Annotated in this window: 14 protein-coding genes; 11 read left to right on the top strand and 3 right to left on the bottom strand. The window is 70.0% G+C overall.

Annotation, left to right across the window (positions count from 1 at the left end):
- On the top strand, window positions 1–889 hold an 889-nt coding region (locus tag G4D85_RS31265), incomplete at its 5' end, for a PPC domain-containing protein (RefSeq protein WP_205525791.1).
- 312 nt (window positions 890–1,201) lie between these two features.
- Entirely contained in the window at window positions 1,202–2,827 is a 1,626-nt protein-coding gene (locus G4D85_RS31260; protein ID WP_164017684.1) for a hypothetical protein, read from the top strand.
- Between the two features lie 81 nt (window positions 2,828–2,908).
- On the opposite strand, the gene G4D85_RS31255 is transcribed toward G4D85_RS31260, so the two are convergent.
- Window positions 2,909–3,547, bottom strand: coding sequence for a TetR/AcrR family transcriptional regulator (locus G4D85_RS31255; protein WP_240359594.1), 639 nt, complete (start codon window positions 3,545–3,547; stop codon window positions 2,909–2,911).
- Between the two features lie 81 nt (window positions 3,548–3,628).
- Here G4D85_RS31255 and G4D85_RS31250 point away from each other — a divergent pair, with 81 nt between their 5' ends.
- The 3 genes from G4D85_RS31250 (at window position 3,629) to G4D85_RS31240 (ending at window position 6,612) form a co-directional block, all read left to right on the top strand.
- Window positions 3,629–4,414: a fatty acid desaturase gene (locus tag G4D85_RS31250; protein ID WP_164017683.1), complete on the top strand. Its 786-nt coding sequence runs from the start codon at window positions 3,629–3,631 to the stop codon at window positions 4,412–4,414.
- An 11-nt stretch (window positions 4,415–4,425) separates the two neighbouring features.
- The gene (trhA, locus tag G4D85_RS31245) at window positions 4,426–5,064 is read left to right on the top strand and encodes a PAQR family membrane homeostasis protein TrhA (RefSeq protein WP_240359593.1); all 639 of its coding nucleotides are present in this window, start codon (window positions 4,426–4,428) and stop codon (window positions 5,062–5,064) included.
- A gap of 1,257 nt (window positions 5,065–6,321) precedes the next feature.
- On the top strand, window positions 6,322–6,612 hold the full coding sequence (locus G4D85_RS31240; protein ID WP_164017682.1) for a hypothetical protein: 291 nt from the start codon (window positions 6,322–6,324) through the stop codon (window positions 6,610–6,612).
- A 68-nt stretch (window positions 6,613–6,680) separates the two neighbouring features.
- Here the strand turns inward: G4D85_RS31240 and G4D85_RS31235 are convergent, their stop codons facing one another.
- Both G4D85_RS31235 and pdxR read right to left on the bottom strand, forming a co-directional pair.
- Window positions 6,681–7,691: an alpha/beta hydrolase family protein gene (locus G4D85_RS31235; RefSeq protein WP_164017681.1), complete on the bottom strand. Its 1,011-nt coding sequence runs from the start codon at window positions 7,689–7,691 to the stop codon at window positions 6,681–6,683.
- A gap of 621 nt (window positions 7,692–8,312) precedes the next feature.
- On the bottom strand, window positions 8,313–9,755 hold the full coding sequence (gene pdxR / locus G4D85_RS31230) for a MocR-like pyridoxine biosynthesis transcription factor PdxR (RefSeq protein ID WP_164017680.1): 1,443 nt from the start codon (window positions 9,753–9,755) through the stop codon (window positions 8,313–8,315).
- A 113-nt stretch (window positions 9,756–9,868) separates the two neighbouring features.
- Here pdxR and G4D85_RS31225 point away from each other — a divergent pair, with 113 nt between their 5' ends.
- The 6 genes from G4D85_RS31225 (at window position 9,869) to trxA (ending at window position 15,307) form a co-directional block, all read left to right on the top strand.
- Complete coding sequence (locus tag G4D85_RS31225; protein ID WP_164017679.1) at window positions 9,869–10,324, top strand: cupin domain-containing protein; 456 nt, start codon at window positions 9,869–9,871, stop codon at window positions 10,322–10,324.
- A 163-nt stretch (window positions 10,325–10,487) separates the two neighbouring features.
- On the top strand, window positions 10,488–11,144 hold the full coding sequence (locus G4D85_RS31220; RefSeq protein WP_164017678.1) for an LON peptidase substrate-binding domain-containing protein: 657 nt from the start codon (window positions 10,488–10,490) through the stop codon (window positions 11,142–11,144).
- A 137-nt stretch (window positions 11,145–11,281) separates the two neighbouring features.
- Window positions 11,282–13,174: an NAD(+) synthase gene (gene nadE, locus G4D85_RS31215; protein WP_164017677.1), complete on the top strand. Its 1,893-nt coding sequence runs from the start codon at window positions 11,282–11,284 to the stop codon at window positions 13,172–13,174.
- Between the two features lie 148 nt (window positions 13,175–13,322).
- Entirely contained in the window at window positions 13,323–14,441 is a 1,119-nt protein-coding gene (locus G4D85_RS31210) for a hypothetical protein (protein ID WP_205525790.1), read from the top strand.
- A gap of 147 nt (window positions 14,442–14,588) precedes the next feature.
- Window positions 14,589–14,912: an FKBP-type peptidyl-prolyl cis-trans isomerase gene (locus G4D85_RS31205; protein WP_164017676.1), complete on the top strand. Its 324-nt coding sequence runs from the start codon at window positions 14,589–14,591 to the stop codon at window positions 14,910–14,912.
- Between the two features lie 17 nt (window positions 14,913–14,929).
- On the top strand, window positions 14,930–15,307 hold the full coding sequence (gene trxA, locus G4D85_RS31200; protein WP_164017675.1) for a thioredoxin: 378 nt from the start codon (window positions 14,930–14,932) through the stop codon (window positions 15,305–15,307).
- Window positions 15,308–15,505: the final 198 nt, after the last annotated feature.

Genomic DNA, 15,505 nt, shown 5'->3' with positions numbered 1-15,505 from the left:
GTCGCAGGGTGGCACGCACCCGCGCGCCAAGACCACCCAGGTGGTCGCTGGCATCGGCATCGAGAAGGCCGCTCGCATCTTCTACAAGGCGAACGTCGACCTCCTCCTGCCGTCCTCCAACTTCGAGAACGCCAAGACGGCCACGGAGCAGGCTGCCGCGCAGCTGGGCTACGACGCCGCCACCATCGCCTCGGTGGGCAACGCGTGGAAGGCGGTCGGCGTGGGCGTGCCGATTCCTCCCCCGGTCAACCTCCCCATCGAGCGGAACGTGCCGGCCACCAACCTGTCCGGTGCTCGCGGCGCGAAGCAGTACTTCTCCGTGACGGTGCCCGAGGGCGCGACGAACCTGAAGTTCACCATGTCCGGTGGCACGGGTGACGCGGACCTGTACGTGCGCTACCTCAACGCCCCCACGGCGACCTCCTACGACTGCCGTCCGTACAGCTCGGGCAACAACGAGGTGTGCACCTTCCCGGCTCCGGGCCAGGGCCTCTGGTACGTGATGCTGAACGGCTTCAGCGCCTACACCGGCGTGTCGCTGGTGGTGACCTGGGACGGCGGCTTCGTGCCCATCGAGCCGGGCGTGGAGATCTCCGGCCTGTCCGGCGCCGCGGGCTCCTCGCAGGTGTTCACGGTCCAGATTCCCGAGCGCACCAACGGCGGCACCCGCAACATCCACGTGCGGCTGAAGAACGGCGCGGGCAACGCGGACCTCTACGTGCAGCGCGCGGCGGCCCCGGGCTTCGGCTCCTACGACTGCCGTGGCGTGAACGAGCACAGCACGGAGAACTGCAACCTGAACGGCTTCGAGCCGGGCAAGTACTACATCCAGGTGTTCGGCGCGAAGGGCGGCTTCACCAACGTCTCGCTCATCACCACGTTCAACTGAGCTGACGCGGAGGGGGCCGTCCCAAGCCCCTCCGGCTGACGCGCTGCCTCCGGGCAGCGCGTGAGCAGCGCCCCGGTTGCCCGAGAGGGTGGCCGGGGCGCTTGCTTTTGCGGGCCACCCGGGAGCGTGGGAAGGGGACGCCGGTAGGCCCGCCGCGGCGGCCCCGTGTGGCGTCCGCCGTCACTGCGCCGCGTGCTTTGTGACGGGGGAGGTCACAGCCGTGTCCGCGCGGACCCGCCTGGCGGGCGGTGCGCCGATGGCATGGGGCGTGCTCATCGCCCGCGCTCACCTTCGACGGAGCCACCCATTCCCATGTCATCTCGTTTGTTCCTCCTCACGCCGCTCCTCGTCTTCGCGCTGCTCGGGTCCACGCCCGCCGCCGCGGCCGAGCAGGCCGTCATCCCCGAGGGCTGTGTCGGCAAGAGCTATTGCGACGGCACCCGGTGCTACGCGCCCGAGTCGCCCATCTCCGAGTTCGCCTGTGCCTGCGGCCTCATCAACCCCGTCTGTGGCGTGGGGAAGTGTTCCGAGGGTTCCTACTGTGAGGGCAGTGGCTGTGGTGACTCCGCGGGGTGTCACCCGCCCAGCTCGCCCGTCTCGCAGGTGATGTGCGGCGGCGCGAAGATGGGAGCGGCCTGCGAGCCTCCCGCGGGCGGCTGTGGCGTGGGCGCGTGCGTCGGTGGCGAGTGGTGTGACAGCTGCGGCTGCCAGCCCCTCGACTCCGGCCCCTCGCAGGCGCTGTGCGAGTGCAAGCTCGCGGATACCCGCGCCGGCCTCGGCTCGTGCCTGGACGGGGCGTATTGCGACAACCCCACCAGCGAGGAGGGCCAGTGCCACGCGGCCGACTCCGCCGTGTCGCGGGCCATGTGCGCGGGCGCCACGCTCAAGGACTGCAAGGCTCCGGCGCTCCCGGCCGAGCCCGGCACGTGCCGCGACGGCATCTACTGCGAGGCCGGCCGGTGCTACGAGGTGGACTCGGCCATGTCCAAGACGCACTGCCCCGGCGCGGACGTCTCCGACGGAGCGAAGAGCGGCCTGAAGAGCCTGGGCGCCCAGGACGTCGGCGTGATTCCGAAGAAGCCGTGGGGCTGCCCCGCGGGCAGTGAGTACATCCAGATCTACATGGATGACGAGGACAAGAATAACAACAACTACACCTGGGGCTGGGTGGGGGCGACGCAGCAGACCAGCGCGGGGACGCGCTTTGGTTTCTGCCGGGTGGATGGGACCAAGTTCAAGCGCTTGATTCACGGCTTCAACACGGACCTGCGCAAGGAGACCTACGCCGTGCTCAAGCTGGGCAGCAGCTGCCCGCTGGGGAGCATGGAGTTCATCCGTTACTTCGACAACGAGGACAAGAACAACGCCAACTCGCGCTCGGGGAACATCTGGCCCAACACGTCCAACGCGAACACCACGCTGCGCTTCTGCATGTTCATGCCGGGCAACTCCGGGATGGGCGCCTTCCCCTCGCTGGGCTTCGAGTACGGTGTCTTCGCCCCGTCCAACGTCCAGTCGGCGTACTGGCTGGCGGCGGGCTACGTCCACACGGATGACGAGGACCGCAACAACTCCAACTGGTTCAGCTTCAACAACAATGGCAACCCCGCGGTCCTCATCCACGCGATGATGTGGGGCGCGGCGAACACGGAGATGCGCATCGCCAAGGTGGCCAACGGGCCGGCGCCGTGCACGAAGCTGGTGCCGTATCACAACGGCACCTTCTTGAGCGCCTGGTACGACGGGGCGAACTGCTACATCAAGCCCGTCCCGCCGAGCGGCACTCCGTTCATCTGGGCGAACAAGTATTACGTGACGCCCGGCCCGAACAACTCCTGCAGCGAGGGCGGCTGGGACACCGCGAACTGCCACATCATGAGCGCGCCCTCGGGCACGACGGCCTTCAAGTGGGGCAACGGCTTCTACTACGCCGAGTAGTCACCGCCTGGCGCGCTCACGGGGGGTGAGCGCGCCGGGTGCGCTGGTGGCCCGGTGCGCGTCTCGCACCGGGCCGCTGGCTCAGCCGCGCCGCTTCGTGCCCTGGCGCGCTCCGGGCGAGTCCGGGTCCTTGGGCAGGTGCCGCAGCCCCATCCACCCGAGCGCCGCGACGTGGCGTGCCACGTGGTCGATGGAGAAGCCGCGGCCCTCGGCGGCCCACCACTGGCCCACCTGCGTCACCATGCCCACCAGCGCATTCGCGTAGATGGGGGCGACCTTGGGGTTGTAGCCGGCGCGCTCGAACTCGCTGCGGAAGATGTCACCCACCCGCTGGGCCAGGTCGTCGATGACGCGCGTCAGGCCCCGGCGCGCGGTGGCCAGGGGTGAGTCGCGGGTGAGCACCGCGAAGCCCGCGGGCTCCTCCTTGGCGTACGTCATGAAGGCCAGCACCGCCGCCTCGAAGCGCTCGCGGGGCGTGCCCTGGGAGATGCTCTCCGACATGCGCGCCACCAGGTCGTCCATCTCCCGGTCCACGATGGCCGCGTAGAGGCCCTCCTTCGCGCCGAAGTGCTCGTAGACGATGGGCTTCGACACGCCCGCCTGCTGGGCAACCTCCTCGATGGAGGTCGCCTCGTAGCCATGCGAGGCGAAGACCCCTCGCCCGACCTCCATCAGTTGGACCCGGCGGTCGGCGGCCGAAAGTCGTTTCTTCTTCGCCAAGTTGATCTCCAGGTTACCCGCGAGTAACTTACTCTATCGAAACCTACTGGCCAGTAACCAGTCGGCGGAGCTGGAGACCCCATGTACCTCGCCACCTGCGGAGCCGTCTTCCTCGCCGCATACCTGCTCAATATCCTCACGATTACGGTGGGTTACCACCGGGGCCTCGCGCACAAGGCGGTGCGCCTCCACCCGGCCCTGCGCAGGGTGGTGCTCGTGGGCGGCAACTGGCTCACGGGGTTGGACCCGAAGGCGTGGGTGGTGATGCACCGGCTCCATCACGAGCACTCCGACACCCCGTTGGACCCGCACTCGCCGGTCAACGTCGGCATCCTCGGCATCGGCATGGAGCAATTGCGCAACTACAAGCGCGTCATCGTCGGGCTGCTGCGCAACGAGCCGGAGTACACGCGCTACGCGAAGGACCTCGACTTCCCGCTCAACAGGCTGAACAGCTCGGGGCGGTGGTACCTGCCGTACGTCCTGCATGCCGTCATCGGACTGGCGCTCGGGCTCGGCATCGGCTGGCTGCTCGGGGCGGCCTACTTCCTGGGGATGATGAGCCACCCGGTGCAGGGCGGCATCGTCAACTCGCTGGGGCACGCGGTGGGCGGGCGCAACTTCGACACGTCGGACAACTCGCGCAACAACCACCTGGCCGCGTGGCTCATCTTCGGCGAGGGCTTCCAGAACAACCACCACCGCTATCCGGGGTCGGCGTCCTTCTCCTACCGCCGGCATGAAATCGACATGGGCTACGGCGCCTGCGTGCTGCTGGAGAAGCTGGGGCTGGCCACCATCCAGCGCGACTACCTCATCCCCCGTCCTCCGAGGGCAGCGAGCGTGGAAGCGCAGGCCCAGTCCTGAACGCCCAGGCCGTGGAGAAGCCGAAGCTGCGAGGGGTGCTGCACCAGTTCGCCGCCGTGGGCGCGCTCGGGGCGGGCGGGGTGCTGGTGTCGATGGCGCCCACCCCTCGGGCCGCGGCGGCGGCGGCGCTGTATGCCGTCAGCCTGGTGGTGCTGTTCTCGGTGAGCGCCACGTACCACCGGGTGGACTGGTCCCCGCGAGGGCGGGTGTGGATGCGGCGCATGGACCATGCGTCCATCTTCATCCTCATCGCGGGCACGTACACGCCGGTTGCGCTGCTCGGCGTCTCGGGCACGGCGGGGGACAGCCTGTTGCTGGCCATCTGGTGCGGAGCGCTCGTCGGCGTCCTCCAGTCGCTGTTCTGGGTGCAGGCGCCCAAGGTGGTGACGGCGGCGCTGGCCGTCGGCGTGGGCTGGACGCTGGTGCCGTACCTGGGTGAAGCACGTCAGGCGCTCGGCGTCACCGAGCTCTCACTCATCCTGGCCGGTGGCGCCGCCTACACCCTGGGCGCCGTCGCGTACGCGCTGAAGCGGCCCGACTTGAGGCCCGGCGTGTTCGGGTACCACGAGCTGTTCCACGCCCTGACGCTCGTGGGCGCGGGGCTCCACTTCGTGGTGGTGCTGCGGCTCGTCCAGGCCACGCGCACGTAGCCGGACCTCCGCGACGAGGCCGTGCGCCGCCGGGCCGGGGGACAGGTGTGCCCAGGACTGGAGGAGCGCGGCCAGGACGGCGTGCGCGGCGGGGGTGGACTGGAAGCAGGGGCTCTCGCGAGCCTGGAGCGCCGATAGCACCCGCGCGTGGGACTTCTTCCTGGGGCGCATCGTCGACCAGTACCTGCCGGCGGCGGTGCGGAAGCCTTCCTGGGGGAAGCGCCGCGCCAGGGTGTTGAGGACGTGGACGCCGCAGGTGAGCTGCGCGTACGGGTTGAGCAGGGAGCGCGTCGGGTGGAGCGAGTGGAAGGTGCGGGCCCCGGCGCTGGCCTGCACGTCGAGCAGGAACGCGCCGCGGTCCGCCTCCCAGTCGAAGCGGCAGCCCAGGCCCTCGGCCTGTGGGTAGCTGCTCATGTCCGCGTAGGAGAGCTGGAGGAGGCCCTCGCTGAGGATGGGCCTGCGTGTCACCGGGTCGATGAGCTGCCTGCGGGTGGCCTTGTCGAGGATGCCCGTCTCGTTGAACATCACCCGGCGGTCCCAGCCGGACTCGGGGCCTGAGATGGCGTACAGCAGGTCCGCGTAGAACTGGAGGCGCGCGCCGGGGGCCAGGGCTGCCCACCTGGGGCAGAAGTCGGACATCCGGTCGCCGGGGAGCGAGAGCAGGCCGGGCGCCTTCGCTGCCTCCGCGCGGATGTGCGCGTCGTAGGCCGGCACCCAGCCCTGGACGGGGGCAGGGCGCTCCGGTGGGAGCCGCGTGGCCGGCTCGGCATGCGCCGTGGTGCCAAGGGCGATGCAGAGGATGAGCAGCGAGCGCTGGAGCAGGACGCGCTTCATGACGGGCTCCCGAGCCGGAGGGAGGGGAGAGTCTGGCGTCGTCGTGCGTTCCATGCCCGGCCTGATTCGCTCCGAGGGGACTTTGCCTGCTCAGTCGTGGACACCGAGCAGCCGCGCGCCGTGGGGCCGACGACTTTCGCACAGGTGGGAACGGGGTGCGGGAAGGTGCAGGTCCCCATCCATGGCGGTTGCTGGCTCAAGAGCGTCGCGGACCTGAAGGACTGCGACAGGGAAGCCTATGTGTACAAGGGCTCGTGCTACGTACCCGTCATCCCACCCGCGCGCCCTGCCACCTCGAGCCCCGCAGCCTGTCCTGACAGATGACACGGTGGCATCACGCAGAGGCGATGTGTCTCACACACTCCGTGCTGGTAGAACTGTCGCCGCAGAACGCGCTGAGTCCCCGTGGTCAGGAGGCGTCGCATGCTCATGAAGTCATCCGCAGTCGCATGTATCGCGGCATTGTTCGTGGTCGGGTGCGGTGCAGCGCAGGAGGACGCAGGCGCCGAAGACCTCGGCACCCAGGAGCAGCCCATCCTCTGGATTTGCGAGACCTCGGATATCTGGGTTCGTACCTGGTACACCAACTTCAACCGCACGACGCTCACCGGCCGTGACTACTGCTGCCATGGGTCGCTGTCGAGAGAGGGCGCCGCAGGCAACTACTACGTCCAGGCGAGCCAGGGCGTCTGCGGACCCATCGAAGTGGAGTGAGCTGAGGGGGGAGACCCTCTTCCGTTCATGCGCCGCCCGTCGTCATGCGACAGGCGGCGCGTGAAGCCCTAATCGGGAGCCGGCTGCGCTGACGGCTCCACGCGTGCCAGTGCATCACGGACCGCCGCACATAGCGCCGACCGCTCGGTGAGCAGGGCCGAGACGTGGCCGGCGTTCACCCAGCGCAGCTCGCTCGTCTTCCAGTGGGTTTGCAGCGTGCGGGTCTCCTCCGCCGGGACGAAGCCGTCCCGCTTGCACGCGAGGAGGATGGCCGCGCCCGGTTGTCTCGGCGGCGGGAACTTCGTCAGGTTCGCCAGGTCGAAGATGCGGCCCAGCCGCTGACGGGCCTGCTCGGCGTCGCGCCGGGCGCCGTCGAGCTCCGCGAACGCGATGGACCACGACAGCAGCCCCCGGGTGAACACGGGCACGGGCGACGCGCCCGCGGCGAGCGCCGCCACCGCGAGGGGCTCCGGGAAGAGCACCGCCGTGAGCGCCGCCATGTACCCGCCCATGCTGTACCCCGCGATGCCCAGGCGCTCGTAGCCTTCGCTTCGCAGCCACGCGAGCAGGGCGCGCGCTTCCTCCACCATGCCCAGGTTCATCAGCACGTGGTCGCTGACGGTGCGCAGCGCTCCGCCCCGCTGGCCGAGCGGCCGTCGCAGGCCGTAGTACGGATTCTCCAGCAACAGGAGGTCGATGCCCTCCCGGACGAGCGGCGTGTAGAGGCGCTCGCGCAGGGCGAAGCCTTCCTCCCGCGAGGCGGCGAGCACCACGCAGGCCGCGCGCCCACGGGAGCTTCCGGCGCTCAGCCACCGCACATGCGCCGTCTGCGCGGCGGGCGCCAGCAGGGGCAGCGGCGAGCTGAATGTTCCATCCCGGACCCACGCTCCCCGGCGCGACGTCGGCTCACTCCAGACAGGAGAGATTCGAGCCGGCTCCGGAAGGAATGAGGTCCCCACCTCCACGGCTTCCAGGAATCGCTCGTCACCCCAGCCATCGGTGAACAGTCGGGCGCGGCGAGCCAGCCCCGCGAAGAGGACATCCACCACATGCGCGCTACGAGGCTGCCAGGACTCCACGCCTCAATTCTATGCCACCGCTCACGTCCCGGAGGCCATCGGATGTCGCGGCTCGGGTGTTCGGGGATGAGTGCCGCCTCCGGTGCGGGCGGACGTGGACGGAACGTTCATTCTCAGGGTCGGCCTCCCCCGCCGGGGCTCACGCGGGCGGGAGGGAGCGGAAGGAACCGTCGTTCCACACGTCGGCCGTCCGGGACTCGGGGTTCACGCGGGCGGGAGCGGAAGGAACCGTCGTTCCACACGTCGACCGTCCGGGACTCGGGGTTCACGCGGGCGGGAGGGAGCGGAAGGAACCGTCGTTCCACACGTCGACCGTCCGGGACTCGGGGTTCACGCGGGCGGGAGGGAGCGGAAGGAACCGTCATTCCACACGGCGGCCGTCCGGGGCTTGGGGGCTCACGAGGGCGGGCGGGAGCGGAAGGAACCGTCGTTCCACACGTCGACCGTCCGGGACTCAGGGCTCACGCGAGCGGGAGCGGAAGGAACCGTCGTTCCACACGTCGGCCACCCCACCCAGGCGGGGCAGGGACGGGGACGCACGCACAGCGGCTCCACCGATTGAGATGGCGGGAGACCGAGAACAGCGGCCTGGCCCGCTCCATCTTTTCCCCGCGCCCTGAATCAGCCCCGCTTCGTCCCGGCCGCCGCCGTGACACAGGCACGCAGCCGCCGGAGTCCCTCGTCGATGCGCGCCGTCGCCACCGCGCCATAGCCGAGCACCAGGCCGGGCTTCACGGACGGACTGGCGTAATAGCGAGAGAGCGCGACGAGCCCGACTCCCGCCGCCTTCGCGCGTGCCACCACGTCCTGCTCCAGCCGCCGGCTGCCGTGCCGGAAGGTCGCGCTCAGGTGCAGTCCCGCCGTCGACGGCACGGGCTGGAGCCAGTCGCCGAAGTCACGCGTCAGCCGCTCCAGGATGCGCTCATGCCGGCTCTCGTACTCCCGCCGCATCTTGCGGATGTGTCGCGCGAGCAATCCATCATCGATGAAGCGCGCCAGCGCTCCCTGTGCCGGCCACTGGCTATGCAAATCGCTCACGTACCTGGCCAACCGCAGCTCGCGCTGGAGCGAGGGCGGCGCGACGAGGAACCCCAGCCGCAGCGAGGGAAGCATCACCTTGGAGAACGAGCCGACGTAGATGACGCGGCCGGAGCGGTCCAGCCCGTGCAACGTCTCCAGCGGGCGCCCCCCGAAGCGGAACTCGCTGTCGTAGTCGTCTTCAATCACCACCGCGTCCCGCCGCTTCGCCCAGTCGAGCAGCGCCGTCCTCCGCGCGGGTGACATGGGCATGCCCAAGGGAAACTGGTGCGAGGGGGTGACGTAGACGAGGCGCGCGTCGTCCGGCAGCGCGCTCACGTCCAGGCCCTCGGCGTCGACGGGGACGGAGACGACGCGCGCGCCCAGGGACTGGAACAGCAGCCGGGGTGGCGGGTAGCCCGGTTCCTCCACCGCGACGCAGGCTCCCGGCTCAATCAACACCCGGCCGATGAGGTCGAGCGCCTGCTGCGCGCCGTTCGTGACGAGGACGTCCTCCGCCGTCGCGCGCACGCCCCGGGCGACACCGAGGTGCCGGGCCACCGCCTCCCGCAACCCGGGATGGCCCGCGGCCTCGGCGTAGGTCGCTGGCATGTTCGCCGCCCGGAGCTGGCGCGCCATCAGCCGCCGCCACGTCTCGAAGGGAAACATCCCGGCATCGGGGATTCCGACGCGAAAGTCGTGGGCCAGCGCCGGCTCGGGTGCGCGCGGGGTGGGCAGCGTGTTCCAGATGGACCGGGCTCGCAGCCGCACCGTGCCGCGCCCTCCGGAGCGGCCCGCACCCGTGGGGCCTTCCCCCTGGACGAAGCTGCCCGCCCGCGAGCGGCCCGCCAGCAGTCCCTCGGCGGTGAGCCACTCATAGGCGGCGCTCACCGTGTTGCGGGACACCTCCAGGCGCAGGGCCAGCTCTCGCGTGGGCGGCACCCGCTCACCGCGTCGCAGGCGGCCGTCGAGGATGGCCGCGCGCAGCTCCCGGTATATCTGCCCCGCCAGGTCGCGCCGGCTCCGCAGGTTGACGTGAAGGTCCATGCGGACCGGACCATGGATTGGCCCAATGAGATTCGTCAATCCTGGCCCCGCCAGCGGTCCATGGGCGAGGCACTCTGTCGTCACCTCTCGACGGAGAAAGCACGGAGAAAGCAATGACGCCCACCCCCCTGGCCTCCCACCCCATCGACACCGAGCAGCTCCCCTGGATTCCGATGGGCCCTCCCGGGCTCTCCTTCAAGCCGCTGCGCTTCTTCCGGGACGACAGCGGCTGGACGTACCTCTTCCGGCTGGAGCCCGGCACCGTCATCCCCCGACACCGGCACACCGGCGAGGTGCACGGCTTCAACGTCGCCGGCCATCGCAAGCTCCTCGACACCGGCGAGGTGGTGGGCCCGGGCGCCTACGTCTACGAGCCCCCCGGCAACGTCGATAGCTGGATGGCCGTGGGGGATGCGCCGGTGGTCCTCTTCGTCACCGTGCGCGGCGCCATCCAGTACCTCGGGCCGGACGGCGAGGTCCTCAAGCAGGTGACCTCCAATGACCGGCTGAAGACCTACCGCCGCTGGTGCGAGGAGAACGGCGCCCCGTTCCTGGCGACGCTCGAGTGACGCCGGGCTCGCCGCTGGACCCACATGTCGGAGGTGAGACGGCCTGACGCCTTGCGGCTCCAGTCGGACCCGGAGCCCCTGTACCCTGATGCTGCCGCTCGGCCGGCCGCATGATTGGAATGCGACCGGCACCCGGCGGGCTTATCAACTCAGGGGTGCCCGCATGACCGCTCAAGAACGCGTCGAGCGCGCTGCAAGCGCGCTGAAGGTCTTCCCGCTGCCGTCGGCGGTGCTCTTCCCGCACACCGTCATCCCCCTGCACATCTTCGAGCCGCGCTACCGCGCCCTGGTCCGCGACGCGCTCGCGGGGGACCGCATCATGGCCCTGGCCCAGCTGGAGTCCGGCTGGGAGGGGGACTACGGCGGTCGGCCTCCCATGCAGCCCATGATGTGCGCGGGCGTCATCATCTGGGACGAGCAGGTGGAAGAGGGGCGCTACAACATCCTCCTCCAGGGCGTCTGCCGCGTCCGTCTGGCCTCCGAGCTGACGGGCGACAAGGCGTACCGCGAGGTGTCCGCGGAGGTGCTGCCGGACCTGCCGTACGTGGGCCCCGAGGAGGAGCAGCTCCGGCAGGCCGTCTTCGAGCTGGCCGGCCGGGTGCCGCCCTCCTTCGCGGAGAACCTGCTCCCCGTGGCCGCGCGCGCCCTGGGCGGCACGCTGGCGGACGTGGTGGCCTCGGCCGTCGTCCCGGAGGCCGAGCGGCGCCAGGAGTTGCTGGGCGAGCTGGACGTGAAGCGGCGCCTGGAGTCCGTCATGGCGGACGTCGGTGAGCTCATCGCCCGCCTCCAGCCCGTGCGGCCCACCGGGCCGATGAACTGAACCGGGGCCCAGGGCCCCAGGCCCCGCGCGGGTAGGGCTTGCCTTGGCGGGCGGGCCGGGCATTGCTGGGCCCCACACCGGTGCCGGACCCCGGGCCCAACCGGGCGCGTCCGGCCGAAAGGGGAGTGGGAACAACCATGCGGCTCGTGAAGCTCGGGCTTGCCAGCGTCAACACCACCGTGGGCGCCTTCACCCGGAACACGGACAGGCTCCTGGCCCAGGCCCGGAAGATGGCGGCGGACGGCGTGACGCTGGGCGTCTTCCAGGAGCAGGCCATCGCCGGCTATCCGGCCGAGGACCTGGTGCAGTGGCAGGGCTTCATCGACCGGCAGTGGCCGGAGCTGGAGCGCTTCGCCCGCGAGACGGCGTCGCTGCCCACCGTCTTCATCGTGGGCGTGGGCATCGCCTGGCAGAGCCTGCGCCTCAACTGCGCGGCGGTGGTGGCGGGCGGGCGCGTACTGGGCCTCGTGCCCAAGGAGAAGCTGCCCACCTACAGCGTCTTCTATGAGGCGCGGACCTTCGGCCGGGGCTCCCCGGGCATGGCGGAGGTCCACCGCGGCGTGCCGCTGGGCGACTACCTCTTCCAGTTCGACTTCGGAATCGTGGCCCCGGAGGTGTGCGAGGACATCTGGAGCCCGGACGGCCCCATGCGCCGGCGCACCTATTCCGGCGCGGAGCTGGTGGTGAACCTGTCCGCCTCTCCGTTCCGGCTGGGCTTCGTGGAGACGCGGCGCGAGCTCATCGCCACCCGCGCGGCGGACCACCAGTGCACGATTGCCTACTGCAACGGGCTGGGCAGCAACGACGGCCTCATCTTCGACGGTGGCGGCTTCCTCAACCAGAACGGCCGCCACGTCATGGAGACGCCCCGCTTCCAGGAGGGCTACGCCGCGGCGGTGGTGGACCTGGACCGCACCCTGCGCCTGCGCGGCGAGGCCACCACCTGGCGCGTGGACCGTGAGAACTGGCTGGCCAGCGGAGGCCAGCGCGTCCCCGTGCTGGACTGCACCGGCGCGGTGGGCACGAAGCGCGAGGCGCTCACCTACCCGGTGCCCCCGCACCGCAGCTTCTTCCTCCCGGGACCGGACACGCGCCGGCCCGCCCGCGAGGCCCTGTGCGAGGACCTGCTCGACGCGCTCGCCCTGGGCGTGGGCGACTACTTCGAGAAGACCCGCGCCTTCAAGGTGCTGGGCATCGCCCTGTCCGGCGGGCGTGACTCGCTGCTCACGCTCCTCATCGCCCACCGCTACGCGAAGAAGGCGCGGCCCGAGGACCCGGGCTCGCTCCTGCGCGCGTTCTACATGCCCAGCCGTTATTCCAGCGACGCCACCAGCGCCGCCGCGGAGACGATTGCCCGCGAGCTGGGAGTGCCCTTCCAGGTCGTCTCCATCGACGAGGCCTTCGAGCGCGAGCGCGCCATCGCCCAGAAGATGCTGGGGGACGCTCCCGTCACGCCCATCACCGAGCAGAACATCCAGGCCCGCCTGCGCGCCCAGCGCATGTGGAACTGGAGCAACTCCTGCGGGGGCCTGTTCCTGCAGACAGGCAACATGAGCGAGAAGTCGGTGGGCTACACCACCATCGGCGGAGACCTCATGGGGGCCCTGGCCGTCATCGCCAACGTCCCGAAGACGGTGGTGATGTACCTGCTCGACTACCTGCAGGAGACGACAGGCTACGAGGGCATCCGCAAGGTGCTGGCCAAGCCCGCCGGCCCCGAGCTGGCGCACAACCAGGTGGGAGAGGAGGAGCTGATGCCCTTCCCCATCCTCGACGCCTGCTTCTACCTGCACGCGGGCGAGAAGCTCACTCCCGCGGAGATGCTCCAGGCGCTCACCGCCATGTTCCCGGAGGTGGAGGCGGCGCGCCTGGGCGGCTACGTGGAGAAGTTCGTCCGCCTCTTCCACCAGTCCATCTACAAATGGGTCCAGTCCCCGCTGTCGCTCCACATCGGCAACCTGGACCTGGACCGCGAGCGCGCGCTGCAACTGCCCGTCGTCACGGGCACGGAGTGGCTGCGCGGCGGGTAGCGCGCGCAACCCCTGTTGTCCCCACACCACGCCTGGCCGCCCTGCATGCGGGGGGCCACGCTGGCGGGTGATCCGCCACGGGCAGCGCCTTGCCGGATGTGCCTTCGCAAACAACCTTCATGTCAGCCACTCGACGATGGAGGGTTGGATGAAAGCGAAGATTCTGGCGGGCGCAGTCGCTGCGCTCATGTACGGCACGGCCGCGATGGCCGCGGATGGTGATTGTCCACCGTCAAAGGCAAGCGCCGACTCGCCCACGCAGGGGGTGATGCTGGCCCAGGCGCAGGACGAGGTACCCGTGGAGGGTGATGCCCAGCAGGGTGACAGCATCATCATCGAGACAGAGCCCGTACCTGACGCCGTCGACGACATGGGCATGCAGGACCCGCTGACCGATGAAGGCGTGGGCGGCAGCGGCGACGTGGGACAGGAGGAACCGGGCATTGGCGGCAGCGGCACGGGCGAAGTCCTCCTGCGCTGCGAGCCGGTGAAAGAGGGCGTGGGCGGCAGCGGGGTGATTCCGGAGCCCCAGATGCAGCAGCCCCCGGTGCAGCAGCCCCCGGTGCAGCAGCAGCCGGAGATGCAGCAGCCGGAGATGCAGCAGCCCGAGTCCCAGGCGTATCCGCCGCAGGACGCCACGGGCGGCAGCGGCATCACGACGCCACCTCCGTCCGACTACCGGCCCTCGGCCGAGGCGGCGCAGCCGATTGAGCCGCTGGAGGTGGAGGAGAAGGAGAAGAACGACACGCGCGGCCTGACGCTGCTGGTCGGCGGCGGCGTGGAGGGCTACACCGGTGAGCTGGCTCCGCAGATCAACCCCGGCGCCACGGCGGGTGTGCGGGCGGCCCTGAAGCCGTCCAAGATTCTGGGCCTCGAGCTGGGCTACAGCGGCTCGCTGAACAACCTCGACGTCGGCGGTGAAGGCGGCGTGGTGGACGGCCCGGACCTCATCCGTAACGGCGGCCAGGCGGTGGTGACGCTGGGCCTGTTCGCCACGGACTGGCACCCGTACGTGCTCGGCGGCATCGGCATCAACGACTACAACTTCCGCGGTGGAGAGGTGCTCGGCTACGAGGACGACACGGTGGGCAACGTGCCGGCGGGCGTGGGCTTCCGGGGCCACATGGGTAACTTCACCGTGGACGCGCGGGCCAACTACAACTTCCTCTTCGACAAGGAGTTCGCTCCGGGTGTGGCTTCCGGCGGCGGCGACTTCGATGAGGGCGGCAGCTACCAGGGCACCGTGAGCGTCGGCGGTACCTTCTGAGCAGCCAGTCATTGAAATCCCAGTGGGTTGAGACGGTGGCGCGGTGCCCGGAAGCTGACGGGCACCGCGCCACCGTGCTTTTCCGGTGCGGCGCGTGAGCGACTTGCGCATTAAGGTGTTCCACTCCAGTTGAACGAGGAGCGGTGAATGAGCCTGAAGGTGGAAGACGTGAAGGTGGGCACCGGCGCCGAGGCGACGGCCGGCAAGTCGGTGACGGTGCACTACGTGGGGACGCTGACCAGCGGCTCCAAGTTCGACAGCAGCCGAGACCGGGGCCAGGGCTTCACCTTCCGGCTCGGGGCAGGGCAGGTCATCGAGGGCTGGGACAAGGGTGTCGCCGGCATGAAGGTGGGGGGGGTGCGCAAGCTCACCATTCCCCCGGAGATGGGCTACGGCACGCGCGGCTACCCGCCCGTCATCCCCCCCAACTCCACGCTCCTGTTCGAAGTGGAGTTGCTGGAAGTCCGCTAAAGGAAGCGAGGCGCGTCATGGCGGCGGTGGAAATCACGAAGGACAATTTCAAGGAGACGGTGTCCAAGGAAGGCATCGTCATCCTCGACTGGTGGGCGGCGTGGTGCGGCCCGTGCCGGGCATTCGCCCCCACGTTCGAGGCGGCCTCCACGAAGCACACGGACATCGTCTTCGGGAAGATCGACACGGACGCCCAGCCGGAGCTCTCCGGCGCGTTCGAGATTCGCTCCATCCCGACGCTGATGGTCTTCCGCGACGGCATCCTCCTGTTCGAGCAGGCCGGGGCGCTGCCCGCCGCGGCGCTGGAGGACCTGCTGAAGCAGGTTCGCGGCCTCGACATGGAGCAGGTGAAGAAGGAAGTCGAAGCGCGCCGCAACGAGCCGCCCCAGGCCTGACGCGGGGCGTGCGGTCGCGGCAGTCCCTGCCACCCGCCGCCGGCTGGACTCCTCTTCAGGAGCCCCGGCCGTCGGCGGCGTGGCGGGCCTGTCTCCCGGCGCGGCGCTCGACCCAGGGCGCGCAAGCCTGGGGAGCGAGCAGCGAGAGGTGGGGAGGGAGACGCGTCCACGGAGGGAACCCGGCCACGTTGCTCCGTG

The organism is Pyxidicoccus trucidator (assembly GCF_010894435.1).
GTDB lineage: Bacteria > Myxococcota > Myxococcia > Myxococcales > Myxococcaceae > Myxococcus > Myxococcus trucidator.
The sequence above is the reverse complement of the archived record's forward strand: the minus strand, read 5'-3'. Positions and strand labels throughout refer to the sequence as shown.